Raw genomic sequence first — 24,322 nt, 5'->3', positions numbered from 1 at the left:
GCTGAACCCGCACGGAATCGCCCGCGCACGATCACGCGGCGCGGCCGCTCAGGCCGTGCAGAAGGTTTCCTGCAGATGGGTCCAGCGCACGACGCCTGCCGCGTCGCGCGCGAACACGGCGGTCGCGCGACGCGCGGGCAATTCGCCCGACGCCGCCTGCTGCGCTTCGAGATAGGTGAGCACCGCATGCGACGCGTCTGCCGCGAGCACGCGGATGTCCGACAGTGTGATGCGCAACCCCGGCTTCGCGCCGCCGAGCTTCGCGAACAGCGCGCGCGTGTCATCGCGGTCGAACGCGCGACCGTCGGTCATGATCATCGTGAATTCGGCGGAGAAAGACGCGAGCAGCGCATCGAGCGCCGCGGGGGAAGTATCGGCGCCGGACAGCCAGCGCTCGATGACGACGAGGCTCGCATCGAGCGCTTCGAGATAGACCTGATGATCGGACATGGTGCCTGCACGAAAGGACGCGCGGCCCGCTGCCGCGCGATCCGTGCAGTGTAGGCAAAAACGCGCGGATGTGGGTCGGGCGTGCCGGCCCTGATCGCTACCGCGCGCAGCGCGCGTCGTCGCGCAAGCGCCCCGCCGCGGCTGCCTTCGCATCGGCCACCGGCATGCCCGAGCGGGCCTGCAGCAGTTCCGCGCAGACGGCCACTGCGATCGCGCCGGGCGCCTTGTCGACGATGCCCGCGACGCCGATCGGACACACCATCTCGGCGAGCCGCGCCGGATCGACGCCGCGCGCGGCGAGCCGGCGCTCGAACTTCACGCGCTTGGTGCGCGAACCGATCATCCCGAAGTACGCGAAGTCGCGCCGCCGCATGATCTGCGCGGCGAGCGAGAAGTCGAGCGCGTGGTTGTGCGTCATCACAAGGAAGTACGCGCCGGGCGGCGCCGCGTCGACGACGGCCTCGGGTATGTCGGTCGGCTCCGGCTGCACGTTCGGCGGACATTCGTCCGGGAACAGCTCGTCGCGCGTATCGACCCACTGCACGACGCACGGCAATGCGCCGAGCAGCGTGACGAGCGCATGACCGACGTGCCCCGCGCCGAACAGCACGATGTGCATCGGCGGCGGCGGCGCGCCCGCGCGGTTGCGCCGGCCGGTGCCGGGCGCGAACGTCTGCGCGGGCGTGGTGCCGCACGCGCCGTCGCACCCGGCGACGGGCGCATGCGGCGCGGCACGCAGCGAACGAGCGGGCCCGTTCATGTCAGCCTCCGCCGGGCCGTTCCAAGGAGGCTGACTGCCGCCACGGGGGGCCGGGAACGAAGTGAGCGTGGGGGTCGCTTCATCTCAGCCTGCCCGCGCGGCGCTCGCCGCACGCACCGCGTTCACCGCGCGCAGGATCGACTCGCCTGTGGCCGGCGCGTCGAGCGGCGGATTCACCCGGTAGTCGCCGACCGCGGCAATCGCGTCGCGCACCGCGAAGAACACCGAAAACGGCAGCAGCAGCGGCGGCTCGCCGACGGCCTTCGAACGATGGATGCTGTCCTCGACGTTGCGGTTCTGGAACAGCCGCACGTTGAATTCGGGCGGCGTGTCGTTGACGGTCGGGATCTTGTACGTGGACGGCGCATGCGTCATCAGCTTGCCGCCCTTGTTCCACCACAGCTCCTCGGTCGTGAGCCAGCCCATCCCCTGGATGAACGCGCCTTCGACCTGACCGATGTCGAGCGCCGGGTTCAGCGATGCGCCCACGTCATGCAGCGCGTCGACGCGCAGCGTGCGCATCTCGCCCGTCAGCGTGTCGATCACGACTTCCGACACGGCCGCGCCGTACGAGTAGTAGTAGAACGGCCGGCCCTGCAGCTTCGACTGATCCCAGTACAGCTTCGGCGTCGCGTAGAAACCGTCGGACCACAGCTGCACGCGCGCGAGATACGCCTTCGCGATCACCTCGCCGAACGGCACGCTCGCGCCACCGATCCACACGAAGTCGTTGCCGAACTTCACGTCGGCCGCATCGACCTTGCCGTCGCCGTACTGCTTCGCCGCGAACGCCGCGAGGCGCTCGCGCAGCTGGCGCGCCGCATCCTGCGCGGCCTTGCCGTTCAGGTCGGAGCCCGTCGACGCAGCCGTCGCGGACGTGTTCGCGACCTTGCTCGTGTCGGTCGCCGTCACGCGGATCCGGCCGAAGCGGATGCCGAGCTCGTGCGCGACGACCTGCGCGACCTTCGTGTTGAGCCCCTGCCCCATCTCCGTGCCGCCGTGGTTCACGAGCACCGAGCCGTCGGTGTAGATGTGTACCAGCGCGCCGGCCTGGTTGAAGTGCGTGACGTTGAACGCGATGCCGAACTTCACCGGCGTGAGCGCGATGCCCTTCTTCAGCACCGTGTTGCGTGCGTTGAATTCGCGCACGCCCGCGCGCCGCGCGCGGTAGTCGCTCGTCGACTCGAGTTCGCCGAGCAGTTCGTGCAGCACGTTGTCCTCGACCGTCTGCCCGTAAGGCGTCACGTTGCGCTCGGTCTTGCCGTACAGGTTCGCGTAGCGCACGTCGAGCGGATCGCGGCCGAGCGCGCGCGCGACGTCGTCGAGGATGTACTCGATCGCGAACGCGCCCTGCGGGCCGCCGAAACCGCGGAACGCGGTGTTCGACTGCGTGTTGGTCTTGCCGCAGTAGCCGGCAATGGCGACGTCGCCGAGCCAGTACGCGTTGTCGAAGTGGCACACCGCGCGCGTCATCACCGGGCCCGACAGGTCCGCCGAGAAGCCGCAGCGCGACGTCATGTCGAGCGCGACGCCGTCGAGGCGGCCGTCGTCGTCGTAGCCGACGTCGAAGCGGTAATGGAAGTCGTGCCGCTTGCCGGTGATCATCATGTCGTCGTCGCGGTCCGGACGCAGCTTCACCGGGCACAGCAGCTTCCACGCGGCGAGCGCCGCGCAGCATGCGAACAGGCCCGACTGCGATTCCTTGCCGCCGAACCCGCCGCCCATCCGGCGGCATTCGACCAGCACGTTGTGCGACGCGACGCCGAGCACGTGCGCGACGAGATGCTGCATCTCGCTCGGGTGCTGCGTCGAGCAGTACACGTGCATCCCGTCGTCGTCCTTCGGCACTGCGTATGCGATCTGCCCTTCCAGGTAGAACTGCTCCTGGCCGCCGAGCAGCATCTCGCCCGACTCGCGATGCGGCGCGGCCGCGAGCCGCGCGCCAGCGTCGCCGCGCGCGAGCTTCAGCGGCGGGATCACGTAGGTTTCGGCGCGGCGCGCGTCCTGCGCGGTCAGGATCGCGGGCAGTTCCTCGTAGGCGACCTGCGCGCGGCGCGCGGCGAGCCGCGCGGTTTCGTGCGACGTTGCGACGACGATGAACATCGGCTGGCCGACGAACTGCACGATGCCCTTGGCGAGCACCGGGTCGTCGTGGATGATCGGGCCGCAATCGTTGACGCCGGGGATGTCGTCGGCCGTGAACACGGCGACCACGCCGGGCGTTGCGCGCACCGCGTCGAAGTTCATCGACACGATCTTCGCGTGCGGCTTCGCGGACAGCCCGAGCGCCGCGTGCAGCGTGCCCGCGACGAGCGGGATGTCGTCGGTGTAGGTCGCGCGCCCGCTCACGTGCAGGTGGGCCGATTCGTGCGCGCGCGAGACGTGCACCTGCGCGGCGTCGGCCTGCGGGTCGAGGGTGTTCAGGAACGGTTCTGCTTGCTGGTTCATGTTCGGTGTTCTCCCTCGTCAGACGCGCGCCGCGTCGTTGGCAACTTCGGCGGCCACTTCACGCACGTTCAGCGCTTGCAGCGGCAGCGGGTCGTGCGGGCGCGTCTCCAGCCAGAATCGGTACATCAGGTTCTTCGCGGTATCGAGGCGATACGCGCTCGTCGCACGCATGTCGGTGAGCGGCTGGTAGTCGCGCTCGAGCGCCTGCATCGCGGCCTGCGCGGTGGCTTCGTGCCACTGCGCGCCGTCGAGCAGGCTTTCCGTATGCGTCGCGCGCTTCGGCGTCGCGGCCATCCCGCCGAACGCGATGCGCGGCTCGCGGATCAGCTCGCCGTCCGCGATGAACGCGAACGCCGCGCACACCGCCGAAATGTCGGAGTCGAACCGCTTCGACAGCTTGTAGGTGCGGAACTGCAGCTTCGCGCGCGCGCCGGTGCGGGTCGGCACCTTCAGGCCGACGACGAATTCGTGCGGCGCCATGTCCTTTTGCTGATAGCCGGTGTAGAGCGCCTCGAGCGGCAGCTCGCGCACCGTGTCGCCGCCGCGCAGCACGACCCGCGCGCCGAGCGCGATCAGGCCCGGCATCGAGTCGCCGATCGGCGAGCCGTTCGCGACGTTGCCGCCGATCGTCCCCGCGTTGCGGATCGGCAGCGACGCGAAGCGCTTCCACATTTCGGTCAATTCCGGATACGTGCCGGCGAGTGCCGCATAGCCGTCCTCGACCGTCACGCCCGCGCCGATCTCGATCCAGTCGTCGCCGTGCGCGATGTGCTGCAGTTCGGCGATCTGGCCGACGTAGATCAGGTCGTCGAGGCGACGCATCTGCTTGGTGACCCACAGGCCGATGTCGGTGCTGCCGGCGAGCAGCCGTGCATCCGGGCGCTCGACCTTCAGCGCGGCCAGCGCGTCGAGCGTGCGCGGCGCGGCGAAGCGCGCGCCGTCGAGCGTCGTGTAGTCGAACGTGTCGTCACGCTTGAGCGACGCGAGCGTGCGGGCCAGCGCGGCCGTGTCGACCGGTGCCGCCGGCGCCGGCGCATCAAACATCTGCACGGCCGCATCGACGATCGGGCGATAGCCGGTGCAGCGGCACAGGTTGCCGGTCAGCGCATCGGCGATCTCGGTGCGCGTCGGCACGTCCTTCGCCTTCGCGCACGTGCCGGCGCAGCCTTCGTGGCCGTGCTTCTCGTACAGCGCCCACATCGACATCACGAAACCGGGTGTGCAGAACCCGCATTGCGAACCGTGGCAATCGACCATCGCCTGCTGCACCGGATGCAGCGAACCGTCCGGCTGGCGCAGGTCTTCCACCGTCAACAGCGCCTTGCCGTCGAGCGTGGGCAGGAACTGGATGCAGGCATTGACGGCCTTGAACGCGACCGTACCCGTGTCGGTCAGCTCGCCGACGACGACCGTGCACGCGCCGCAGTCGCCTTCCGCGCAGCCTTCCTTGGTGCCGGTGCAGTGCGCATCCTCGCGCAGGTACTGCAGCACGGTGCGGGTGACGTCCGCGCCGCTGACTTCGCGGACCGCGTGACGATGGTAGAAGCGGATCGGCTCACTCATGTCTCTATCGTTCTTCCGGTGGGGGCAAGGCGGCCTGCGCGGGGCGCTCGACCGACGTTTCTCTGACAGTTTGCACGCTATCACCATCAAATTCCGCAACCCATAGCCCATCACGCATGGGGCGCATATAACTGCCGCGATATGCGCGCCGGGGCCGCCCGGCAGGCGCCGGGCGCCTTGCCCGGCCTGGGTTCCGGGCCGGCCCGCAGCGGTCCGTCAGCCATTCTTCGGCGTCGAAAAGGGGGCGCGATTAACTAAATGGTACCTGCGTGAAAACCGGTTCCATGGGAAAATCCCGATTCCGTTTTTCGCCGCTTTCCGTTCCGTTTCGCCCATTCGATCCGACCCCATGTCAACCGATTCCGCCACACCGCCGCGCAGCGGGTTTGCCGTCACGCTGCAAATCGTGTCCGTCGTCTGTTTCACGTTCATCTGCTACCTGACCATCGGCCTGCCGCTCGCGGTGCTGCCGGGCTTCGTCCATGACGACCTCGGCTTTTCCGCGATCGTCGCGGGCGGCGCGATCAGCGTCCAGTATTTCGCGACGCTCGCGTCGCGCCCGCTCGCCGGGCGCTTCGCCGATACGCTCGGGCCGAAGCAGACGGTGCTGCGCGGGCTGATCGGCTGCGGCGTGTCGGGCGTGCTGCTGCTCGTCGCGCTGTTGCTGGCCCACTGGCCGGTCGCGAGCCTCGTGCTGCTGGTCGCGAGCCGGCTCGTGCTCGGCGTCGGCGAGAGCCTGTGCGGCACCGGTGCGATCCTGTGGGGCATCGGGCGGGTCGGCGTCGCGCACAACGCGAAGGTGATCTCGTGGAACGGCATCGCGACCTACGGGGCGCTCGCGCTCGGCGCGCCGGTCGGCGTCGCGATCGCGCACACGCTGAATCCGGCGCTGATCGGCGTGATCGTGATCGCGCTCGCCGCGATCGGCTTCTACCTCGCGCGCCTGATCGCTTCCGTGCCGCTCGTGCACGGCGAACGGATGTCGTATGCAAGCGTGTTCACGCGCGTGCTGCCGCACGGCCTCGGCCTCGCGCTCGGCTCGGCCGGCTTCGGCTCGATCGCGACCTTCGTCACGCTGTACTACGCGGCGCGCCACTGGCCGAACGCCGCGCTGTCGCTGACCGTGTTCGGCACGCTGTTCATCGGCGCGCGACTGCTGTTCGCGAACACGATCAAGACCCACGGCGGTTTCCGCGTCGCGATCGTGTCGTTCGCGTTCGAATGCTCGGGCCTCGTGCTGCTGTGGCTCGCGCCCGTGCCGCACGTCGCGCTAATCGGCGCCGCGCTGACCGGCTTCGGCTTCGCGCTGATCTTCCCGGCGCTCGGCGTCGAAGCCGTCGCGCTCGTCCCGCCGGCGAGCCGCGGCGCGGCGCTGTCCGCGTATTCGGTGTTTCTCGACCTGTCGCTCGGCATCACGGGCCCGCTCGCCGGCTATGTGGCGGGCGCGTTCGGCTATCCGCAGGTGTTCCTGTTCGCGGCGGTGGCCGCGGCGGCGGGCGTCGCGCTGTCGATGGTGCTGTACCAGCGGCAGGCGCGGGTCGCGGGGAGCGGCGCGGCGGCGTGAGTCGTGCTGCCGCACGCGCAACGCCGTTCAGCGCAGCAACACGTTGAAGTCGCGCAGCACGCGGACGGCGTGGGGATGATGCCGGAACGGAACGGCGCTCCTGAGCGAGAGTCTGGATGCGGCACGATCGAAGAGCACGAGCGCTTCCGACGTGTTGAGATGGCGGGACATGTATAGAAAGCCGTCGACCCGCCGCGGATGCCGGTGGACGGCAAGCGACCATTGCCGCGGAACGTCGTACGGCACGATGGTCGACAACGCGCCATCGCCACCCAGGTTTTTCAGCGGCAAGCCGTGCAGGACGGCCACGGTCAATGGCTCGCCGTCGAAGGAAAGCACGTAGCGATCGAGTTCGGTCGTCACGAGCGGAAAGCCGCCCAGCACCAGATCGGCGACTTCGTCGTGCAGCACCGTTTCGGCGAACGCGCAATGCAGATCGAAACCGAAATAGCTGGTGCCGTACCGCCGCCGCGGGCGCGGATCGTCGAAGCGGTTGCCGCCGGACTTGCCGAAGTACGGCTCGCCAGTCGCGTATCGCGAGATGCGAACCAGCGCCGTCGGCGTCACCTCGCGAATCGTCAGCGATGTGCTCGCGAAATGTTTCCCCGGCGCCTTCAACACATGCGCGTCCTAGCGTCCCGCGAACGCCATCGCCGCACGCTCGACCTCGTCAAGCTTCCCGCGCGACAGCGCGACCAGCGGCGTGACGTTGCCCAGGGACGCCTTGGGTGTTGTGAAGAACTGCCATTTGCTCCACCCCGGCAAGGCCCCAAGACGCTGAGTCACCTTCCCGAGCGTCTTGCGATCGATGTCGCCCGCCAGATAGAACGCCGGGTAGTAGTGCGCGGCGCCGACATCGACCGTAAAGATCCGCCCCGATGCCACTGCCTTGCTGAGCGCCTGCCGCGTCATGCCGAGCCCCGTCCAGATCTGCGCGGCCGGCAACAGCGTGCCGTCGGCGACCAGCGCGTGTCGTTCGGCCTGCGCATGCCGCTCCAGATCGGCGACGGTGACGCCGGTGCGCGTATCGGCCGCCCCCTTCTTCCGGCCGGACGGCTTCCTGTCGCGCGTCGCGGCGGCCGCGATACCGAACGTGATCGTGCCGGCCAAATCGATGACCTGCGCGATGCCTACCTTGAACAGGTGCCCAAGTTGCTCGTCCGACAGCCTGAGCAGCGCACGGGCGCGATCCGGCCCGAGCATGGTTGCCGCGCCGACGGCGCTGCGCAGCGCCTCCTCGGTCTCGATATCGAGAACCGCGGCCGAACCTTCGAGCGCGTGAGCGTGCGTGACCATCATCACCTCCTGATGCAACCGGAGGATCAAGCCTAGTCCCGAATCGAAATCAAGTCAACCAAGTCAACTTTTCCGCGTGATATCCGGACAGTGCCATACGACGTCGATCAAGCCGTGCGCAGGAACAACCGGCGCGTCAGGTCGAACGCAACGAGATTGCCGGCCAGCACGAGCAGCAGCCCGATCACCGCGAGCGGCGACCACTGGTAGCCCTCGAAGACCGTCGACACGGCCAGCGCGACGATCGGGAACAGCACCGTGCAGTACGCGGCGCGCTCCGGCCCGATCCGGCCGACGAGCGTCAGGTACGCGGTGAACCCGATCACCGAGCCCGGCACGGCCAGATAGACGAGCGCGCCGAGATAACGCGGGCTCGGGTCGATCATGAACGGCAGCCCGGCCACCGCACTGCCGACCGTCAGGATCGCCGCACCGATCAGCATCGCCCAGCCGTTGGTCGCGAGCGGATGCAGCCCCATCGACTGCATCCGGCTCGACAGCAGGTTGCCGGCCGAGAAGCACATCGTGCCCGCGAACGCGATCGCGAGGCCCGTCCAGGTCGCGTGATCGTCGAGGTGGCCGGCCATCTGCTGCCAGAACAGGCAGGCGATGCCGGTCAGCCCGAGCAGCGCGCCGGCAATCGCGGACGGCCGCAGCGGGCGGCCCATGAACAGCCGGCCGTTGATCGAATTCAGCAGCGGCGCGGTCGAGAAGATCACCGCGACGAGGCCGCTCGGCACGACCTGCTCCGAGTAGTAGAAGCACAGGAAATTCAGGCAGAACAACGCGAAGCCCTGCGCGACGAGGTAGCGCCACGCCTCGCGCGGCGGACGCATCGGCCGGCGCATCACGCGCAGCAGCGCGAACAGCACGGCGGCCGCGAGCCAGAAGCGCCACGCGATCGACACGGGCGGCGGCACGGCGCCGAGCTGCCATTTGATCGCGATCCAGGTGGTGCCCCAGATCAGCACGGTGACGAAATAAAGCGACAGGTTCATGGCGGCAACGAAGCGAAACGAGTGAAACGGACTCAGACTGTGCCGCCGCCCCGCCCGCGCGGATTGTCCGGAATTGCGGTCTTTTTCGGGCGACCGCACGGGGCGCCGCGCGCGCGCTTATACTCGTCGCACCATGAGTCCGCCCCTGTACGCCCCGCCCGCCGATCATGCCGCCGCCCTTGCCGGCGGTGCGATGCCGTTCGGCCTGCAGTCGGTGTGCCGCACGCTCGCCGAGGCGAACGCGACGCTCGAGCGCTTCACGTGGCTCGGCGATCATCTCGCGATCGCCGAATGGACGCGCATCACCGACGAAAGCGAGACGATTTACGAACAGCCGGGCCACCACACGCTGTCGTGCTATCTCGACGGCGGCTACCGGACGGAGCGCGAACGCGTGCCGCGCTACGGCGCGCCGAGCCTGCTGTGCGCGCTGCCGGGGGACCATGAATCGCGCTGGTGGGTGCGCGGCGAGATGCACTTCATCCACCTGTACTTCCTGCCCGAGCACTTCACGCAGCGCGCGATCCGCGAACTCGACCGCGAGCCGCGCGAGCTGAAGCTCGCCGACCGCACCTATTTCGAGGATGCGCGCGTCGCGGCGCAGTTCCGTTCGCTTGCGCTGGAGCGCTGGGACGATGCCGACGGGCGGCTGCGCGTGAATGAGGCCGCGCACGACGTGCTGAGCCTGCTGCTGCGCGGCCAGAGCACGACGCGCACCGACGTGCCGTTCCGCGGCGGACTCGCGCCGGCCGTGCGCCGCCGCGTGCGCGACTACATCGACAGCTACCTGTCGCAGCCGCTGACGCTCGGCGAACTGGCGGAGGTTGCCGCGCTGTCCGAATACCATTTCTCGCGGATGTTCCGGCTGTCGTTCGGCCGCGCGCCGCACGCGTGGGTGGCCGAGCAGCGGCTCGCACGGGCGCGCCTGCTGCTGCGCACGACGACGCTGCCGCTCGCGCAGGTCGCGGCCGAATGCGGCTACGCGAACGCCGGCCACTTCAGCCATCGCTTTCGCGACGCGCACGGCACGACGCCGAACGCGTACCGGCGCGCGATGCAGGGCGGCTGAGCCCCGCGCGCACCGTTCAACGGCCGGCTGCGCCCCGCGCACCCGGCACCACCGTCGCCCCGCTTACCCGCCCCGCTGCGACAGTTCCTGCTCGAGCGCGGCCACGCCGGCCGGCAGGTCCACCGGCACCTTCAGGTCGATCATCGTGCGGCCGAACGCGTGCAGCGTGCGGAACAGGTTGTGTTCGCGGCACTGTTCGCCCATCTGCCCGATCCGCACGATCGGCAGCCCGAACGAGCCCGAAATCTCGACCTGATACTGCTTCGAGATATGGCCGCACACCATCCCGGGCGTCAGCCCTTCGGGCGTCTCGATCCCGACCACCGAATTGAGCCGGCAGTCCTTCGGCGCATAGAGCGCGAGCCCCATCGCCTCGACACCCGCCTGCAACGCGAGCGAGCAGCGCAGGTGGCGCGCGAAGCGGCTTTCGAGCGTCTCCGCGCAGACGAGCCGCAGCGCCTCGTGCAGCGCGAGCACGCCCGACACCGGCGCCGTGTAGTGGTAGCCCGCGTTGTGCCAGAAGTTCTCCGCGAGCGCCATGTCGAGGCACCAGTGCGCGTTCGGTTCCGGACGCTGCTTCATCCGGTCCCACGCGGCGTCCGAGAACGCGATCAGCGATACGCCGGGAATCGACGACAGCCCCTTCTGGCCGCCCGTGATCACCGCATCGATGCCCCACGCGTCCATCTCGAGCGGCATCGTCGACAGTGTGCACACCGCGTCGACGACGACCAGCGCGCCGGCCGCCTTCGCGAGCGCCGCGATGTCGCGCAGGTCGCGGTTCCACACGGTGTTCGACGTCTCGCCCTGCACGATCGTGACGATCTCGGGCCGCTCGCGCGCGATCGCGTCCGCGATCTCGTCGAGGCTCGCGACCGAGCGGTCGGCCACTTCGAGCGTGGCGACGTCGGCGCCGACGCGCGTGGCCATCTCGGCCATCCGCGCACTGAAGAAGCCGTTGCGGATCGACAGCACGCGCGTGCCGCGCCAAGCGAGGTTCGAGATCGCCATTTCCATCGCGGCGGAACCGGGGCCGGCAACGCCGAGCACCCACTTCGTGCGGGTCTGGAACACGTAGCGCGCCATCTCCTTCACCTGCTCGATGATCTTCGCCATCGTCGCGCCGAGGTGGTTGATCACGATCGTGTTCGCCTTCGCGACGGCGGCCGGGATCGGGACCGGGCCGGCCCCCATCATCAGCAGCGGTTCTTCGGGCAGGATCGCGTCGAGCGGCACGACGACGGGACAGGGAATCGGCGAGTAATCGATGGACATGGCGGGTAAAAGAGGAACGGAGAAAACGCTCGGACGTCGTTCGCCGCACGGCACGGCGAACTGATCGATCATTCCGCGTTCCGCGCCCGTGCGCAAGAGGCACGCGCGCCCGGACAGCGTGACGCTGGCCCGGTCGGCGGACCGGGCCAGCCGGCCGCGCCCGCGTCGCACGACCGGGTTTCGTATTGCCGCGGTATTGCCGGCCGCATGCGAAACGGTTCCACCGGACGGTCGATGCCCGCGATTTTCTCCGGCAATATTGAGACGCGCATCCTGACGCCCGGGTTCAGCATGCCGCATGCATCGACCGGAATACCGGTCATCACGATAAAAATCGCGTGACTGGCATCGGCGCACGAAAACGGGACTGCACAAAAACATCCACTATCGCAGCATCTATTGGTGAGCGATTTCACCTATTACCGCACCCTGTCGCATTCAAAAAATTCCAACACATTGATTTATATGACAAATATTAAAATCAAAGGCGGGTTCCCCCCAATACGCGCCGGGCTAACACCGGCGCACGCCAGCGCCCCGATCCGTTAAATCGATACCCGCGATTTCGATTTTACGCAAGCCGCCCCTTTTCTCAGGTTGACGATATTGCTTCCGTAATGAACAATCGTCTGTAGAATCGAAAAACCGATTTTTTGAGACGGACGAGAACCGGGGGTAGCGCGACGGTTTTCCTGGTCGTCCAACGAAAAATCACAACCAAAATCAATCAACCGGGCCAGAAATTCGCGAGCCATGAACCAGATTCAGACCATGCGTGTGTTCGTCTGTGTCGCCGAGCAGCAGAGCTTCCGGCGCGCGGCGCACCATCTAGGCGTGTCCAACGCGCTCGTCACGCGCTCGATCGCGATGCTCGAGTCTCACCTGAACACGCGGTTGATCCACCGCACCACGCGTAACCTGTCACTGACCGAGGCCGGCCTGCGCTACCTCGACGGCTGCCGTGCGCTGCTCGAGGAATTCGACCACCTCGAGGCATCCGTCGCGCACGCCGTGCGCGAGCCGGCCGGTACGCTGCGCGTCGTCGCATCGGGCCTGCTGTCGCCGCTCGCGCTGACGCCACTCGTCAGCAGTTTCCGGCACCGCTACCCCGAACTGCGCGTGCAGCTCACCGTCGCCGAGGGGCCGCTCGACGTGCTCGATTCGGGCTACGACGTCGGCATCGTGACCGGCAACCGGCTCGACGGCAACCCGACGCTGATCGGCCACGCGCTCGCGCCGAACCCGTTCGTCGCCTGCGCGGCGCCCGCCTATCTCGAACGGCGCGGCGAGCCGCGCGCACCCGACGACCTGCCGGGTCACGACTGGGTCGCGCTCGCGCCGCACCAGCATGCGCCGGCGTGGCGGCTGATCGGCCACGACGGCGTCACGCATTCGGTCACGGTGCGCCCGACCTGCACGGTCAACCAGCTGGCGCTCGTGCAGGCGGCGGCCGTCGCCGGGTCCGGCATCGCGGTACTGCCCGAGCCGAGCGTCGCCGATGCACTCGCCACCGGCACGCTCGTGCGGCTGTTGCCCGCTTACCGGATCGACGACCCGGACGCGCAGCTGTCGCTCGTCTACCCGAACCGTCAGTACGTGCCGGCCCGCACGCGCAGCTTCGTCGAGCATGCGCTCGAACATTTCGGCGCGCAGGCGGCCCGCGAGCGGACCGGCTACGGCTTCCTGCGCACGCCCGATCGCGTCGAGATCGTCGCGGGCCGGCAGACGGGCCTGCAGTAAACTGCACGCGACAGCCATCGGAGGTGCAGCGTGCGTGTGATCCTGTTCAGCAGCCGGCAGTACGACGACGAATCGTTCACCGCCGCCAATCGGCCATTCGGTTATCGGCTGCACTTCCAGCCGTCGCACCTCGACGCGGAAACCGCGATCCTCGCGCACGGCTACGAGGTCGTCTGCCCGTTCGTCAACGACACCGTCGACGCGGCCGTGCTCGAACGGCTCGCCGACGGCGGCACGCGCCTGATCGCGCTGCGCTCGGCCGGCTTCAACCATGTCGACCTGACGGCCGCCGAGCGGCTCGGCATCGCGGTCGTGCGGGTGCCCGCGTATTCGCCGCATGCGGTCGCCGAACATGCGGTCGCGCTGATCCTCGCGCTCAACCGCCGGCTGCCGCGCGCGGTCGCACGCACGCGCGAAGGCGACTTCTCGCTGAACGGCCTGCTCGGCTTCGACCTGCACGGCAAGACCGTCGGCGTGATCGGCACCGGCCTGATCGGCCGCGTGTTCGCGAAGATCATGATGGGCTTCGGGATGCATGTGCTCGCACACTCGATGCCGCCGTACGACGACGAACTGATCGCGTTCGGCGCGCGCTACGTCGAGCTCGACGCGCTGCTGCACCATGCCGACATCATCAGCCTGCACTGCCCGCTGCTGCCGTCGACGCACCATCTGATCAACGCGCAGACGCTCGCGCGGATGAAGCACGGCGCGATGCTGATCAATACCGGCCGCGGCGGCCTGGTCGACGCGCCGGCGCTGGTCGACGCGCTCAAGAGCGGTCAGCTCGGCCATCTCGGGCTCGACGTGTACGAGGAGGAAAGCGGCCTCTTCTTCGAGGATCACTCCGACCTGCCGCTGCAGGACGACGTGCTCGCGCGCCTGCTGACGTTCCCGAACGTGATCGTCACGTCGCACCAGGCGTTCTTCACGCGCGAGGCACTCGCCGAGATCGCGCACACGACGCTGCTGAACATCGAGGCGTGGCACGCCGGAACGCCGACCAACGTCGTCACGACGGGCCGCTGACCCGCGGCTCCCGGCGCACGCGATCCGGCAACGATTCGTCGATTTATTTCGACTGATGTAACGCCGCACGCGCGGCGTCTGCTATCGTTGCGCCGACCTCCCCCTGCTTCTGCCGCTCATGCGTTTCGACGACTCCGCCATTGCCGCGGTCTACCGCGCCATCTTCGAACGGCGCGACATGCGCCACTTCACGCCGGCACCCGTCGATCCGGCCACGCTCGCGCGGCTGCTGCGCGCCGCGCACCACGCGCCGAGCGTCGGCTTCATGCAGCCGTGGCGCTTCATCCGCATCACCGATCCCGCACTGCGCACCGCGATCCATGCGCTGGTCGAGGCCGAGCGCCGCGCAACCGCCAACGCACTCGGCGAGCGGCAGGACGAATTCATGCGGCTGAAGGTCGAAGGCGTGCGCGAATGCGGCGAACTGCTGGTCGTCGCGTTGACCGACGACCGCGAGCGCCACGTGTTCGGCCGCCGCACGCTGCCGGAGATGGACCTCGCGTCCGCCGCCTGCGCGATCCAGAACATGTGGCTCGCCGCGCGCGCCGAAGGGCTCGGGATGGGCTGGGTGTCGCTGTTCGATGTCGACGCGCTGCGCACGTTGCTCGGCATGCCGGCCGGCGCGAAGCCGATCGCCGTGCTGTGCGTCGGGCATGTCGACGCGTTCTATGCGAAGCCGATGCTCGAGGAAGAGCGGTGGGCCGCGCGGATGCCGATCGAGGCGTGCCTGTTCGAAAACGGCTGGGATGCGCCGATGACTACGGTTGCCGCCGAAAGTGCTGCGACCACTGGCACGGTTGGCGGATCGGCGCCGTCGCCTGCGGGCGGCGCAGCGGACGGTGTCGCCGACTCGGCACCCACCGGCTCGCTTCCCGTACGCTGACTGAACGCTCATCCGCGCATTCGAACGGCCGCCTCCGGATCGGCGCGGTCGCCTGAGGGCGACGCAGTGGACGGCGTTACCGAATCGACACCGACCAGCACGCTGACTGACCGATCATCCGTGCGCAATTGAACGGCCACCACCGGATCGGCGCCGTCGCCGGAGAGCGACGCAGTGGACGGCGTCACCGATTCGACGCCGACCGGGGCGCTTCCCGAACGCTGACCAACCGCTCATCCACGCGCACCCGAACCGCCGCTTCCGCAGCTTCGCTCCGGACCGACACTCCGCCACCGCGCCGGCCCCGGACGCTGCCCAATCCCACACTGTGGCGCGCACGACGCATTACCGCGTCGCACGCCGGCAACATCCGTTTTGGCCCCAAGCATAGGGGTTTTCACTGAAGTAGAATCGCGACTGACGTCTCTCCGCCCTGCCCGCCCGCGCATCCCGCGCCGATCTCGGGCCGCGGCCTTTTCCGTAGCCCACCGCGATGCCATTACCTCTTTTCGCCCTTGCCGTCGCCGCATTTGGAATCGGTACCACCGAGTTCGTGATCATGGGGCTGCTGCCCAACGTCGCCCGCGACCTCGGCGTGTCGATCCCGGCCGCCGGGATGCTCGTGTCGGGCTACGCGCTCGGCGTGACGATCGGCGCGCCGATCCTCGCGATCGTCACCGCGAAAATGCCGCGCAAGCGCGCGCTGATGGGCCTGATCGGGCTGTTCATCGCGGGCAACCTGTTCTGCGCGATCGCGCCCGGCTATGCGGTGCTGATGGCCGCGCGGGTCGTCACCGCGTTCTGCCACGGCGCGTTCTTCGGGATCGGCTCGGTAGTCGCGAGCAACCTCGTCGCGCCGAACCGCCGCGCGCAGGCGATCGCGCTGATGTTCACCGGCCTCACGCTCGCGAACGTGCTCGGCGTGCCGCTCGGCACCGCGCTCGGCCAGGCGTACGGCTGGCGCGCGACGTTCTGGGCCGTCACCGGCATCGGCATCGCCGCGGCCGCCGCGCTCGCGGTGTGCCTGCCGAAGCACCTCGCGATGCCCGACACCAGCATCACACGCGAATTCAGCGTGCTGAAGCACCCGCAGGTGCTGATGGTGCTCGGCATCAGCGTGCTCGCGTCCGCGAGCCTGTTCAGCGTGTTCACGTACATCACGCCGATCCTCGAGGACGTGACGGGTTTCTCGCCGCGCCAGGTCACCTACGTGCTGCTGCTGTTCGGTCTCGGCCTGACCGTCGGCGGCACGCTCGGCGGCAAGCTCGCCGACTGGCGCCGGATGCCGTCGCTGATCGCGACGCTCGCGCTGATCGGCATCGTCCTCGCGCTGTTCGCGGGCACGATGCACCTGCCGTTCGCGGCACTCGTGACGATCTTCGTCTGGGGCATCCTCGCGTTCGCGATCGTGCCGCCGCTGCAGATCCTGATCGTCGATCGCGCGAGCGACGCGCCGAACCTCGCGTCGACGCTGAACCAGGGCGCGTTCAACCTCGGCAACGCGACGGGCGCGTGGCTCGGCGGGATGGCGATCGGCTCCGGCGTGTCGCTCGTGAACCTGCCGTGGGTCGGTGCAGCAATGGCGGTCGCCGCGCTCGCGCTCACGCTGTGGTCGGCGTCGCTCGAACGCCGCCCGGTGAGCGGGCCGACCGGATACGTATGACGCGCGCGCGGCGGCGACGCGCGGCAGCACGGCGCGCGCCCGCGCGCCGCAGCGATCGTTGCACACGCAACCCCATTCGATCCTGATGGCCTTCATGGACCTTTCAGGGGCCGCGGTGTAGCATCGCGGCCGATGAAAGCCATTCTCAATCGTGATTTCCTCGCGCTGATCCTGAGCGTCGCGGTGGTCGGTCTCGGCACCGGCGCCACGATGCCGCTCACCGCGCTCGCCTTGACCGAAGCCGGACACGGCACCAACGTCGTCGGCATGCTGACGGCCGCGCAGGCCCTGGGCGGCCTCGCGATCGTCCCGTTCGTCACCGCGCTCGCACGGCGCATCGGCGCGCGACGCGCGATCGTCGTGTCGGTCGTGCTGCTCGCCGCGGCCACCGCGCTGATGCAGTTCACGTCGAACCTGATCGTGTGGGGCGCGCTGCGCGTGCTGTGCGGCGCGGCGCTGATGCTGCTGTTCACGATCGGCGAGGCCTGGGTCAACCAGCTCGCCGACGACTCGACACGCGGCCGCGTGGTCGCGATCTATGCGACCAATTTCACGCTGTTCCAGATGGCGGGCCCGGTGCTCGTCAGCCAGATCGCCGGCGCGACGCGCATCCGCTTCGCGCTGTGCGGCGCGCTGTTCCTGCTCGCGCTGCCGGCGCTCGCGACGATCCGGCGCGCGCCGCTCGCCGGCGACGACGCACATCACGCAGCGCACGACAGCTGGTTCGCCGTGCTGCCGCGCATGCCCGCGCTGATCATCGGCACGGGCTTCTTCGCGCTGTTCGATACGCTCGCGCTGTCGCTGCTGCCGCTCTATGCGATGGATCACGGCGTCGCGAGCGCGACCGCCGTGCTGCTCGCGTCGATCATGCTGTTCGGCGACACCGCGATGCAGTTCCCGATCGGCTGGCTCGCAGACAAGCTCGGCCGCGAACGCGTGCACCTCGGCGCCGGCTGGATCGTGCTCGCGGGCCTGCCGCTGCTGCCGTTCGTGATCGCGAACCCGTGGCTGTGCTGGCCGCTGCTGTTCGTGCTGGGCGCGGCGGCCGGCAGCATCTACACGCTGTCGCTCGTCGCGTGCGGCGAACGCTTTCGCGGCGCGGCGCTCGTCACCGCGAGCTCGCTCGTGTCGGCGTCGTGGAGTGCCGCGAGCTTCGGCGGTCCGCTGGTCGCCGGCGCATTGATGGAGCAACTCGGCAGCAACGCGCTGATCGGCGTGCTGGTCGTCTGCGTCGCCGCGTTCGTCGCGGCCGCGCTGTGGGAACGACGCGCCGCGTTGCAGCGCGCGGTCTGACGCTGGCGCTGGCCGCGATCCGTCACGCGCCCCGCGCGGGAAGGATCTTGCCGGCACACGTGCCGAAGCCGACGCGATAACCATCGCCCTGGCACCACCCGGCGAGCGTGAGCTCGTCGCCGTCCTCGATGAACGCGCGGCTGCCGCCGCCGTTCAGCGCGAGCGGCTCCTTGCCGTTCCACGTCAGTTCCAGCAGGCTGCCGAACGAATCCTTCGTCGGCCCGCTGATCGTGCCCGAACCCATCAGGTCGCCCACGCGCGTATTGCAGCCCGCGACCGTGTGATGCGCGAGCTGCTGCGCCATCGTCCAGTACATGTGCCTGAAGTTGGTGCGGCAGATCGACGTCGCTTCGGCGGCGCCTTCCGCGCGCAGCGTCACTTCGAGCGCGATGTCGAATGCATGCTTGCCCGCGTGCCGCAGATACGCGAGCGGCTGCGGCGACTGTTCGGGCTGCGCGACGCGAAACGGTTCGAGCGCGTCGAGCGTGACGATCCACGGCGAGATCGTCGTCGCGAAGGTCTTCGCGTTGAACGGGCCGAGCGGCACGTATTCCCACTGCTGGATGTCGCGCGCGCTCCAGTCGTTCAGCAGCACCATCCCGAAGATGTGCGCTTCGGCATCCTCGCACGCGACCGGCTCGCCGAGCGCATTGCCGCGGCCGACGATGAAGCCCGTCTCCAGTTCGATGTCGAGCTTGCGGCACGCGCCGAACACCGGACGCTCCTGGTCGGGCAGCTTCAGCTGCCCGTTCGGGCGCCGCACCGGCGTGCCGCTCACGACCACCGACGACGCGCGGCCGTTGTAGCCGATCGGCATCTCCGACCAGTTCGGCAGCAGCGCATTCTTCGGATCGCGGAACATCGAGCCGACGTTGGTCGCATGCTCTTTCGACGAATAGAAATCGGTGTAGCCGGGAATGTCGACCGGCAGGTGCAGCGTCGCGTCGCGCTGCGCAACGAGCGCTTGCGCGCGCAACGCGGCGTCATCGCGCAGTCGCGCGTCGTCGCGCGAAAACAGCGTCGACAGCTGCACACGCACGCTGCGCCATGCGTCGCGGCCGAGCGCGATGAACGCATTGAGCGTCGGCGCGGCGAACACGTCGGCGCCGGCCGGCAGCGTCACGAGGCCCGCACGCGCGAGCGCGGCGAGGTCGACGATCTGGTCGCCGAGCGCGACGCCCGCGCGGCGCGCCGGTTGCTTCGCATCGCTGAAGATCCCGAACGGCAGGTTCTGGATCGGGAAATCGCAGGCGGGATCGTTCGCCGTCTCGACCCAGCTCTTGCGAGCCGGGTCGAGCGTCGCGCGCCAGTCTTGGGTATCGCTCATCGTTGCTCCGGATTGAAGTGTTTCCTGATGCCTTGCCAGCATTCGAAGTAGTCGGCCTGCAGCTGTGCGGTATCGAGCGCATAGCGCGTCGGCCGGATCAGCGTGCGGGTTTCGAACATGAACGCCATCGTCGCGTCGACCTTGTGCGGCTTCGTCGTGTCGCTCGCCGACGCCTTCTCGAACGTGTCCGCATCCGGCCCGTGGCCCGACATGCAGTTGTGCAGGCTCGCGCCGCCCGGCACGAAGCCTTCGGCCTTCGCGTCGTACGCGCCGTGCACGAGCCCCATGAACTCGCTCGCGACGTTGCGGTGGAACCAGGGCGGACGGAACGTATCCTCGGCCGCGAGCCAGCGCGGCGGGAAGATCACGAAGTCGATCGTGTCGACGCCCGGCGTGTCGCTGGGCGACTGCAGCACGAGAAAGATCGACGGATCGGGATGGTCGAAGCTGATCGAGCCGATCGTGTTGAACAGTCGCAGGTCGTATTTGTACGGCGCGTAGTTGCCGTGCCACGCGACGACGTCGAACGGCGAATGGCCGATGTCCGCGCGCCACAGGCGCCCGTTCAGCTTCGCGACCAGCTCGAACGCGCCTTCGCGATCCTCGTATGCGGCCTGCGGCGTGAGGAAATCGCGCGGGTTCGCGAGCCCGTTCGAACCGATGGGGCCGAGGTCCGGCAGGCGCAGCAGCGCGCCGAAGTTCTCGCAGATGTAGCCGCGCGCATCGCCGTCCGGCAGCGCGACGGAAAAACGCACGCCGCGCGGAATCACCGCGATCTCGAACGGCTCGACGTCGAGCCGGCCGAATTCGGTCGCGATGAAGAGCCGCCCCTGCTGCGGGACGATCAGCAGCTCGCCGTCGGCGCTGTAGAAGAAGCGGTCCTGCATCGAGCGGTTCGCCGCGTACAGGTGGATCGCACAGCCGTTCATCGCGGCCGCCGAGCCGTTGCCGGCCATCGTCACGAGCCCTTCGACGAAATCGGTCGGCTCGACCGGCATCGGCAGCGGATCCCAGCGCAGCTGGTTCGGCGGCGTCGGCGGCACGTCGGCCGAGTCGCCGAATTCCGACACGAGCCGCTGCGGGCCCGTGAACGGCTCGAACGGCCGGTGCACGGCCGCCGGCCGGATCCGGTACAGCCACGAGCGGCGGTTGTGGCTGCGCGGTGCGGTAAACGCGGTGCCCGACAGCTGCTCCGCATACAGCCCGTACGGCGCGCGCTGCGGCGAGTTGCGGCCGTGCGGCAGCGCGCCCGACAGCGCCTCGGTCGCGAATTCGTTCGCGAAACCGCTCAGGTAGCCGGCGGTCGCCGGTTTCGACAGGTCAAGCGTCATCGTTTCCTTTCTCCATCAATTCGTGGCGACGTTCGGCGCTTGCGCACCGTTGCGCCGCGTGACGCCGGCCAGACCCAGCACGAACAGCGCCGAGCACAGCACGGGCACCGCGGCCGCATGGAACAGCGCGCCGTTGGTCCAGTTGAGCGCAATCAGTTGTCCGCCGACGAGCGGCCCGAGCACCGAGCCGATCCGGCCGATGCCGAGGCTCCAGCCGATGCCGGTCGAGCGCAGCGACGTGGGGTAATACTGGCCCGCGAGCGCGTTCACGGCCGGTTGCCCGCCGACCACGCAGAACCCGCCCGCGAACACGACGAGCAGCAGCCACGGCAGCGCATGCGCGACCGAGCCGATCAGCCCCACCGACACGGCCGCGCATGCGAAGCACGCGAACAGCACGCGCATGAAGCCGTAGCGTTCGATGAACCAGCCGAGCGACAGCGTGCCGATCACGCCGCCCGTCTGCAGCACCGTGCCGACGATCACCGCCGTGCCCGGCGAATAGCCCGCGTCGCGCATCACGGTCGGCAGCCAGTTCGACAGGAAGTACAGGTCGATCAGGTTCATGAAGCTGATCGCCCACAGCAGCAGCGTGACCGGCAGGCGGCCATGGCGGAACAGCTCGGCGACCGGCGCGCCGCTCGCCGCGCGCTCGCGCACGACGACGCGCGTGTTCGCATCGATGCCGGCCTGCGGCGCGAAGCGCGCGAGCCAGGCGCGTGCCTGCGCGTCGCGCCCTTTCAGCACCAGGAACTGCAGCGACTCGGGCAGCCGCGCGAACATCGCGAGCGTCAGCACCAGCGGCACCGCGCCGCCGACGAAGAACACCGAGCGCCAGCCGAGCGCCGGAATCAGCGCGGCGCTGATGAAGCCGCCGAGCGCGGCGCCGAGCGTGAAGCCGCACGACACGATCATCATCCGCTTCACGCGATGGGCGGCCGGGCTGAATTCGCCGACCAGCGCCATCGCGTTCGGCATGATGCAGCCGAGGCCGAGGCCCGTGACGAAGCGCAGCGCCATCAGCACCGGGATCGAACCCGCGAACGGCGTCGCGAGCATCGTCACCGCGAAGAACAGCGTCGAGCCGATCAGCACCGGGCGCCGCCCGATCCGGTCGGCCAGCACTGACAGCCCGAGCGCGCCGAGCAGCATCCCGAACAGGCTCGCGCTGAACACGGGACCGAGCGCCTGCTTCGGCACGCCCCATTCGGCGATCACGCTCGGCGCGACATACCCCATCGCCTGCGCATCGAAGCCGTCGATCACGAGACACAGCCCGCACAACACGAGCAGCATCCAGTGAAAGCCCGGGCGATGCGTCTCGTCGATCACGCGCTCGACTTCGAGCACGCGCGCGTCGGCCGGCGCCGCGCTCATTGCACCGCCTCGGCGGCCGGATGCACGGGCGGCGTCACGCCCTGGCGCGCGAGCGCCATCGCTTCGCGCAGCACGTCGGCGTCGCCGATCTGGTTCGCGAGCAGCAGGATCAGCTTCGCGTTGACGAGCTGGCTGTCGGCGTCCGACAGGTCGCGATGCATGTCGATCAGCGCTTCGTAGAACGCGTCCGGATCGGCCAGGCGCGGGCGGGTGTCGAGTCGGGGCATGACGGGTGTCTCCGGTATCGTTGTCGTAGTCAATGCGCGGTTGCGCGTGCGCAGGTCGCGCGCGCCAGTGCGTCGGCGATCGCCTGGCGCTCGAGCGTGCGCATCCGTGCGCAGACGTGCTGGTCGGGACGCAGCAGGTAGAACGTGCCGGGCTTCGCGTCGTAGCGTTGCGCGACGAAACCGTCGACGTCCTCCACAACGTCGACGCCGGCCACCGGTTGCGCATGCCCGGCCGGCACGACCAGCACCGGCCGCACCGGCAGCGCGAGGCCGTCGAGCGCCTGCGCGAGCGCGGCGGCGTCGCCGGGCAGCCCGAACAGCACGCCCGCGAAGCCGTCGCCCAGATGCCGCAGCAGCCAGCCGGACGCACCCTGCACGCGCACCGGCGCATCGGCCGCCGCCGCGCCCGGCCGCATCTCGCACGCGAACGCGTCGCCGTTGCGGTCCGGCGTGTTCAGCGGCGAATCGGTCAGCACGGCAGGCACCGACAGGCGGCCGCTGTTCACGAGCTTGCGCGCGAATTCGCAGTCGCGCGCGAGCTTCAGCGTCGCGTCGCGGAACACGCGCGACACCGCGCTCTTCGGCGTGATGAAGTCGGTCGAGCGCGTCGAATTGCGGATGTTCTCGTCGGCCGCGAACTCGCGCTCGCTCGCATAGGTGTCGAGCAGGCGGTCGTGTGCGCGGCCGTCGAGCACGAGCTTCAGCTTCCACGCGAGGTTGTCCGCGTCCTGCACGCCGCTGTTCGCGCCGCGCGCACCGAACGGCGACACGCCGTGCGCGGAATCGCCCGCGAACAGCACGCGGCCATGACGGAACGTGTCCATCCGCTGGCAGCGGAACGTATAGACGCTCACCCATTCGAGCTCGAACTCGACGTCCGGCCCGAGCAGCGCGCGCACGCGCGGGATCACGCGTTCCGGCTGCTTCTCGGCGACCGGATCGGCGTCCCAGCCGAGCTGGAAGTCGATGCGCCACACGTTGTCGGGCTGGCGGTGCAGCAGCACCGACTGGTTGCGGTGGAACGGCGGATCGAACCAGAACCAGCGTTCGGTCGGGAATTCCGCCTTCATCTTCACGTCGGCGATCAGGAAGCGGTCCTTGAACGTGCGGCCGCGGCTCTCGAGGCCCATCGCCGCGCGCATCGGGCTGCGCGAGCCGTCGGCCGCGATCACGTATTGCGCGCGCAGCGTCTCGATCCCTTCCGGCGTCTCGACGGTGAGCGTGGCGTGTTCCGCCGACTGCGCAACACCCGTCACCTTGTGCTTCCAGCGAATGTCGAGGTTGGGCAGCGCGAACGCGCGCTCGGCCAGATAGCCTTCGACGTAGTACTGCTGCAGGTTGATGAACGCGGGACGCGCGTGACCTTCCTCCGGCAGCAGGTCGAACGCATACAGCTGTTCGTCCTGCAGGAATACCTTGCCCACATGCCAGCTCACGCCCTTGTCGACGAAGCGCTCGCCGCAGCCGAGCCGGTCGAAGATCTCGAGCGTGCGCTTCGCGAAGCAGATCGCGCGCGAGCCCGTCGACAGCGTGTCGTCGTCGTCGAGCAGCACGACCGGCACACCCTGCTGCGCCAGGTCGATCGCGGCCGCCAGGCCCACCGGGCCCGCGCCGACGACGATCACCGGGTGGAGGGCCGCGTCATCGCCGGCGGCGCGCGTCGCGCGCGGCCGGTAGTCGAACTTCAGCGTCTGGTAATCGATGCTCATGGTCGCCATCCGCTCCTCAGCCCTGCCGTGCGCATGCCGGCGCGCGCAGCGTCGTTCCGCTCATGCCCGTTGTCCGCCGCCGCCGCGGCCCGCCCTGTTCCGTCCACTTTCTGTCAACCGCCACGTCTCGCTCCTTGCTTCCTGTTGATCCGATTCGGGAAACGGCACCGCTCCGGGCGCCCGAACGCCGCTTTTCTTGATCGGCGACACATTCTTGGATTTACGAATAGTAAAACCAATTACGAATAGTGAAATCAACGTAAACCCTAGCCGCCGGTTCCAGAACGGGATAACCATATGAGCGAAACGCCAAGCCGAGC

General features: G+C 68.9%; 22 protein-coding genes. 7 read left to right on the top strand and 15 right to left on the bottom strand.

Annotated features, from left to right (window positions below):
* Nucleotides 1-48: 48 nt before the first annotated feature.
* From U4Y91_RS12410 to xdhA, 4 genes are all read right to left on the bottom strand, one after another.
* A complete protein-coding gene (locus tag U4Y91_RS12410; RefSeq protein WP_321805297.1) occupies nucleotides 49-450 on the bottom strand; it encodes a polyketide cyclase in 402 nt (133 codons plus the stop codon).
* A 97-nt stretch (nucleotides 451-547) separates the two neighbouring features.
* Nucleotides 548-1,210, bottom strand: a complete 663-nt coding sequence (gene xdhC / locus U4Y91_RS12405) for a xanthine dehydrogenase accessory protein XdhC (protein WP_321805296.1) — start codon at nucleotides 1,208-1,210, stop codon at nucleotides 548-550.
* 84 nt (nucleotides 1,211-1,294) lie between these two features.
* On the bottom strand, nucleotides 1,295-3,658 hold the full coding sequence (gene xdhB, locus U4Y91_RS12400; protein ID WP_321805295.1) for a xanthine dehydrogenase molybdopterin binding subunit: 2,364 nt from the start codon (nucleotides 3,656-3,658) through the stop codon (nucleotides 1,295-1,297).
* An 18-nt stretch (nucleotides 3,659-3,676) separates the two neighbouring features.
* Nucleotides 3,677-5,221: a xanthine dehydrogenase small subunit gene (gene xdhA, locus U4Y91_RS12395; protein WP_321805294.1), complete on the bottom strand. Its 1,545-nt coding sequence runs from the start codon at nucleotides 5,219-5,221 to the stop codon at nucleotides 3,677-3,679.
* Nucleotides 5,222-5,570: 349 nt separating this feature from the next.
* Between xdhA and U4Y91_RS12390 the strand changes: the two genes are divergently transcribed.
* On the top strand, nucleotides 5,571-6,785 hold the full coding sequence (locus U4Y91_RS12390; RefSeq protein WP_321805293.1) for an MFS transporter: 1,215 nt from the start codon (nucleotides 5,571-5,573) through the stop codon (nucleotides 6,783-6,785).
* 27 nt (nucleotides 6,786-6,812) lie between these two features.
* Here the strand turns inward: U4Y91_RS12390 and U4Y91_RS12385 are convergent, their stop codons facing one another.
* The 3 genes from U4Y91_RS12385 to U4Y91_RS12375 all read right to left on the bottom strand — a co-directional run bounded on the left by U4Y91_RS12385 (nucleotide 6,813) and on the right by U4Y91_RS12375 (nucleotide 9,079).
* On the bottom strand, nucleotides 6,813-7,352 hold the full coding sequence (locus U4Y91_RS12385) for an RES family NAD+ phosphorylase (RefSeq protein ID WP_321805292.1): 540 nt from the start codon (nucleotides 7,350-7,352) through the stop codon (nucleotides 6,813-6,815).
* Nucleotides 7,353-7,415: 63 nt separating this feature from the next.
* Nucleotides 7,416-8,081 carry a hypothetical protein gene (locus U4Y91_RS12380; RefSeq protein ID WP_415750457.1) on the bottom strand — a complete coding sequence of 222 codons (666 nt, stop codon included), beginning with the start codon at nucleotides 8,079-8,081 and terminating at the stop codon, nucleotides 7,416-7,418.
* A 107-nt stretch (nucleotides 8,082-8,188) separates the two neighbouring features.
* The gene (locus tag U4Y91_RS12375; RefSeq protein WP_321805290.1) at nucleotides 8,189-9,079 is read right to left on the bottom strand and encodes a DMT family transporter; all 891 of its coding nucleotides are present in this window, start codon (nucleotides 9,077-9,079) and stop codon (nucleotides 8,189-8,191) included.
* 133 nt (nucleotides 9,080-9,212) lie between these two features.
* Here U4Y91_RS12375 and U4Y91_RS12370 point away from each other — a divergent pair, with 133 nt between their 5' ends.
* Nucleotides 9,213-10,148: an AraC family transcriptional regulator gene (locus tag U4Y91_RS12370; RefSeq protein ID WP_321805289.1), complete on the top strand. Its 936-nt coding sequence runs from the start codon at nucleotides 9,213-9,215 to the stop codon at nucleotides 10,146-10,148.
* A 63-nt stretch (nucleotides 10,149-10,211) separates the two neighbouring features.
* Here the strand turns inward: U4Y91_RS12370 and U4Y91_RS12365 are convergent, their stop codons facing one another.
* On the bottom strand, nucleotides 10,212-11,423 hold the full coding sequence (locus U4Y91_RS12365; protein WP_321805288.1) for an alanine--glyoxylate aminotransferase family protein: 1,212 nt from the start codon (nucleotides 11,421-11,423) through the stop codon (nucleotides 10,212-10,214).
* A gap of 545 nt (nucleotides 11,424-11,968) precedes the next feature.
* The gene (locus tag U4Y91_RS12360; RefSeq protein WP_321805287.1) at nucleotides 11,969-12,178 is read right to left on the bottom strand and encodes a hypothetical protein; all 210 of its coding nucleotides are present in this window, start codon (nucleotides 12,176-12,178) and stop codon (nucleotides 11,969-11,971) included.
* On the opposite strand from U4Y91_RS12360, the gene U4Y91_RS12355 reads away from it, so the two are divergent.
* The 3 genes from U4Y91_RS12355 to bluB all read left to right on the top strand — a co-directional run bounded on the left by U4Y91_RS12355 (nucleotide 12,177) and on the right by bluB (nucleotide 15,075).
* Nucleotides 12,177-13,163: a LysR family transcriptional regulator gene (locus U4Y91_RS12355; protein ID WP_321805286.1), complete on the top strand. Its 987-nt coding sequence runs from the start codon at nucleotides 12,177-12,179 to the stop codon at nucleotides 13,161-13,163. The genes U4Y91_RS12360 and U4Y91_RS12355 overlap by 2 nt on opposite strands.
* Before the next feature lie 30 nt (nucleotides 13,164-13,193).
* On the top strand, nucleotides 13,194-14,192 hold the full coding sequence (locus U4Y91_RS12350; protein ID WP_321805285.1) for a 2-hydroxyacid dehydrogenase: 999 nt from the start codon (nucleotides 13,194-13,196) through the stop codon (nucleotides 14,190-14,192).
* Nucleotides 14,193-14,310: 118 nt separating this feature from the next.
* On the top strand, nucleotides 14,311-15,075 hold the full coding sequence (gene bluB / locus U4Y91_RS12345) for a 5,6-dimethylbenzimidazole synthase (protein ID WP_321805284.1): 765 nt from the start codon (nucleotides 14,311-14,313) through the stop codon (nucleotides 15,073-15,075).
* Nucleotides 15,076-15,083: 8 nt separating this feature from the next.
* On the opposite strand, the gene U4Y91_RS12340 is transcribed toward bluB, so the two are convergent.
* Nucleotides 15,084-15,263 (bottom strand): hypothetical protein, encoded by a 180-nt coding sequence (locus U4Y91_RS12340; RefSeq protein WP_321805283.1) that lies wholly within the window; start codon nucleotides 15,261-15,263, stop codon nucleotides 15,084-15,086.
* 305 nt (nucleotides 15,264-15,568) lie between these two features.
* Between U4Y91_RS12340 and U4Y91_RS12335 the strand changes: the two genes are divergently transcribed.
* Both U4Y91_RS12335 and U4Y91_RS12330 read left to right on the top strand, forming a co-directional pair.
* Complete coding sequence (locus U4Y91_RS12335; RefSeq protein WP_321805282.1) at nucleotides 15,569-16,738, top strand: MFS transporter; 1,170 nt, start codon at nucleotides 15,569-15,571, stop codon at nucleotides 16,736-16,738.
* A gap of 132 nt (nucleotides 16,739-16,870) precedes the next feature.
* The gene (locus U4Y91_RS12330) at nucleotides 16,871-18,031 is read left to right on the top strand and encodes an MFS transporter (RefSeq protein ID WP_124488715.1); all 1,161 of its coding nucleotides are present in this window, start codon (nucleotides 16,871-16,873) and stop codon (nucleotides 18,029-18,031) included.
* A gap of 22 nt (nucleotides 18,032-18,053) precedes the next feature.
* Here U4Y91_RS12330 and fahA read toward each other — a convergent pair whose 3' ends face one another.
* Genes fahA through U4Y91_RS12305 form a run of 5 tightly spaced genes read right to left on the bottom strand, consistent with a single transcriptional unit; the run spans nucleotide 18,054 to nucleotide 24,011 of the window.
* Nucleotides 18,054-19,358, bottom strand: a complete 1,305-nt coding sequence (gene fahA, locus U4Y91_RS12325; protein ID WP_321805281.1) for a fumarylacetoacetase — start codon at nucleotides 19,356-19,358, stop codon at nucleotides 18,054-18,056.
* Nucleotides 19,355-20,689 carry a homogentisate 1,2-dioxygenase gene (gene hmgA, locus U4Y91_RS12320; RefSeq protein ID WP_321805280.1) on the bottom strand — a complete coding sequence of 445 codons (1,335 nt, stop codon included), beginning with the start codon at nucleotides 20,687-20,689 and terminating at the stop codon, nucleotides 19,355-19,357. The genes fahA and hmgA overlap by 4 nt, the downstream gene beginning before the upstream one ends.
* A 15-nt stretch (nucleotides 20,690-20,704) precedes the next feature.
* A complete protein-coding gene (locus tag U4Y91_RS12315) occupies nucleotides 20,705-22,066 on the bottom strand; it encodes an MFS transporter (protein ID WP_321805279.1) in 1,362 nt (453 codons plus the stop codon).
* Nucleotides 22,063-22,293 (bottom strand): DUF2783 domain-containing protein, encoded by a 231-nt coding sequence (locus U4Y91_RS12310; RefSeq protein WP_321805278.1) that lies wholly within the window; start codon nucleotides 22,291-22,293, stop codon nucleotides 22,063-22,065. Before U4Y91_RS12310 ends, U4Y91_RS12315 begins: the two co-directional genes overlap by 4 nt.
* Before the next feature lie 29 nt (nucleotides 22,294-22,322).
* Nucleotides 22,323-24,011, bottom strand: a complete 1,689-nt coding sequence (locus U4Y91_RS12305) for an FAD-dependent oxidoreductase (protein ID WP_321805277.1) — start codon at nucleotides 24,009-24,011, stop codon at nucleotides 22,323-22,325.
* Nucleotides 24,012-24,322: the final 311 nt, after the last annotated feature.

Origin of the sequence: Burkholderia sp. BCC1993, from assembly GCF_905339865.1 — a bacterium.
Classification (GTDB): Bacteria; Pseudomonadota; Gammaproteobacteria; order Burkholderiales; family Burkholderiaceae; genus Burkholderia.
The sequence above is the reverse complement of the archived record's forward strand: the minus strand, read 5'-3'. Positions and strand labels throughout refer to the sequence as shown.

Bases quoted from the DNA above. Each gene is read 5' to 3' on its own strand.
- U4Y91_RS12375 (WP_321805290.1), bottom strand. From the start codon at position 9,079: ATGAACCTGTCGCTTTATTTCGTCACCGTGCTGATCTGGGGCACCACC.
- U4Y91_RS12390 (WP_321805293.1), top strand. From the start codon at position 5,571: ATGTCAACCGATTCCGCCACACCGCCGCGCAGCGGGTTTGCCGTCACG.
- xdhC (WP_321805296.1), bottom strand. From the start codon at position 1,210: ATGAACGGGCCCGCTCGTTCGCTGCGTGCCGCGCCGCATGCGCCCGTC.
- U4Y91_RS12360 (WP_321805287.1), bottom strand. From the start codon at position 12,178: ATGGCTCGCGAATTTCTGGCCCGGTTGATTGATTTTGGTTGTGATTTT.
- U4Y91_RS12330 (WP_124488715.1), top strand. From the start codon at position 16,871: ATGAAAGCCATTCTCAATCGTGATTTCCTCGCGCTGATCCTGAGCGTC.
- fahA (WP_321805281.1), bottom strand. From the start codon at position 19,358: ATGAGCGATACCCAAGACTGGCGCGCGACGCTCGACCCGGCTCGCAAG.
- U4Y91_RS12310 (WP_321805278.1), bottom strand. From the start codon at position 22,293: ATGCCCCGACTCGACACCCGCCCGCGCCTGGCCGATCCGGACGCGTTC.
- U4Y91_RS12365 (WP_321805288.1), bottom strand. From the start codon at position 11,423: ATGTCCATCGATTACTCGCCGATTCCCTGTCCCGTCGTCGTGCCGCTC.
- U4Y91_RS12305 (WP_321805277.1), bottom strand. From the start codon at position 24,011: ATGGCGACCATGAGCATCGATTACCAGACGCTGAAGTTCGACTACCGG.
- hmgA (WP_321805280.1), bottom strand. From the start codon at position 20,689: ATGACGCTTGACCTGTCGAAACCGGCGACCGCCGGCTACCTGAGCGGT.
- U4Y91_RS12355 (WP_321805286.1), top strand. From the start codon at position 12,177: ATGAACCAGATTCAGACCATGCGTGTGTTCGTCTGTGTCGCCGAGCAG.
- xdhA (WP_321805294.1), bottom strand. From the start codon at position 5,221: ATGAGTGAGCCGATCCGCTTCTACCATCGTCACGCGGTCCGCGAAGTC.
- U4Y91_RS12335 (WP_321805282.1), top strand. From the start codon at position 15,569: ATGCCATTACCTCTTTTCGCCCTTGCCGTCGCCGCATTTGGAATCGGT.
- U4Y91_RS12380 (WP_415750457.1), bottom strand. From the start codon at position 8,081: ATGGTCACGCACGCTCACGCGCTCGAAGGTTCGGCCGCGGTTCTCGAT.
- U4Y91_RS12410 (WP_321805297.1), bottom strand. From the start codon at position 450: ATGTCCGATCATCAGGTCTATCTCGAAGCGCTCGATGCGAGCCTCGTC.
- U4Y91_RS12315 (WP_321805279.1), bottom strand. From the start codon at position 22,066: ATGAGCGCGGCGCCGGCCGACGCGCGCGTGCTCGAAGTCGAGCGCGTG.
- xdhB (WP_321805295.1), bottom strand. From the start codon at position 3,658: ATGAACCAGCAAGCAGAACCGTTCCTGAACACCCTCGACCCGCAGGCC.
- bluB (WP_321805284.1), top strand. From the start codon at position 14,311: ATGCGTTTCGACGACTCCGCCATTGCCGCGGTCTACCGCGCCATCTTC.
- U4Y91_RS12370 (WP_321805289.1), top strand. From the start codon at position 9,213: ATGAGTCCGCCCCTGTACGCCCCGCCCGCCGATCATGCCGCCGCCCTT.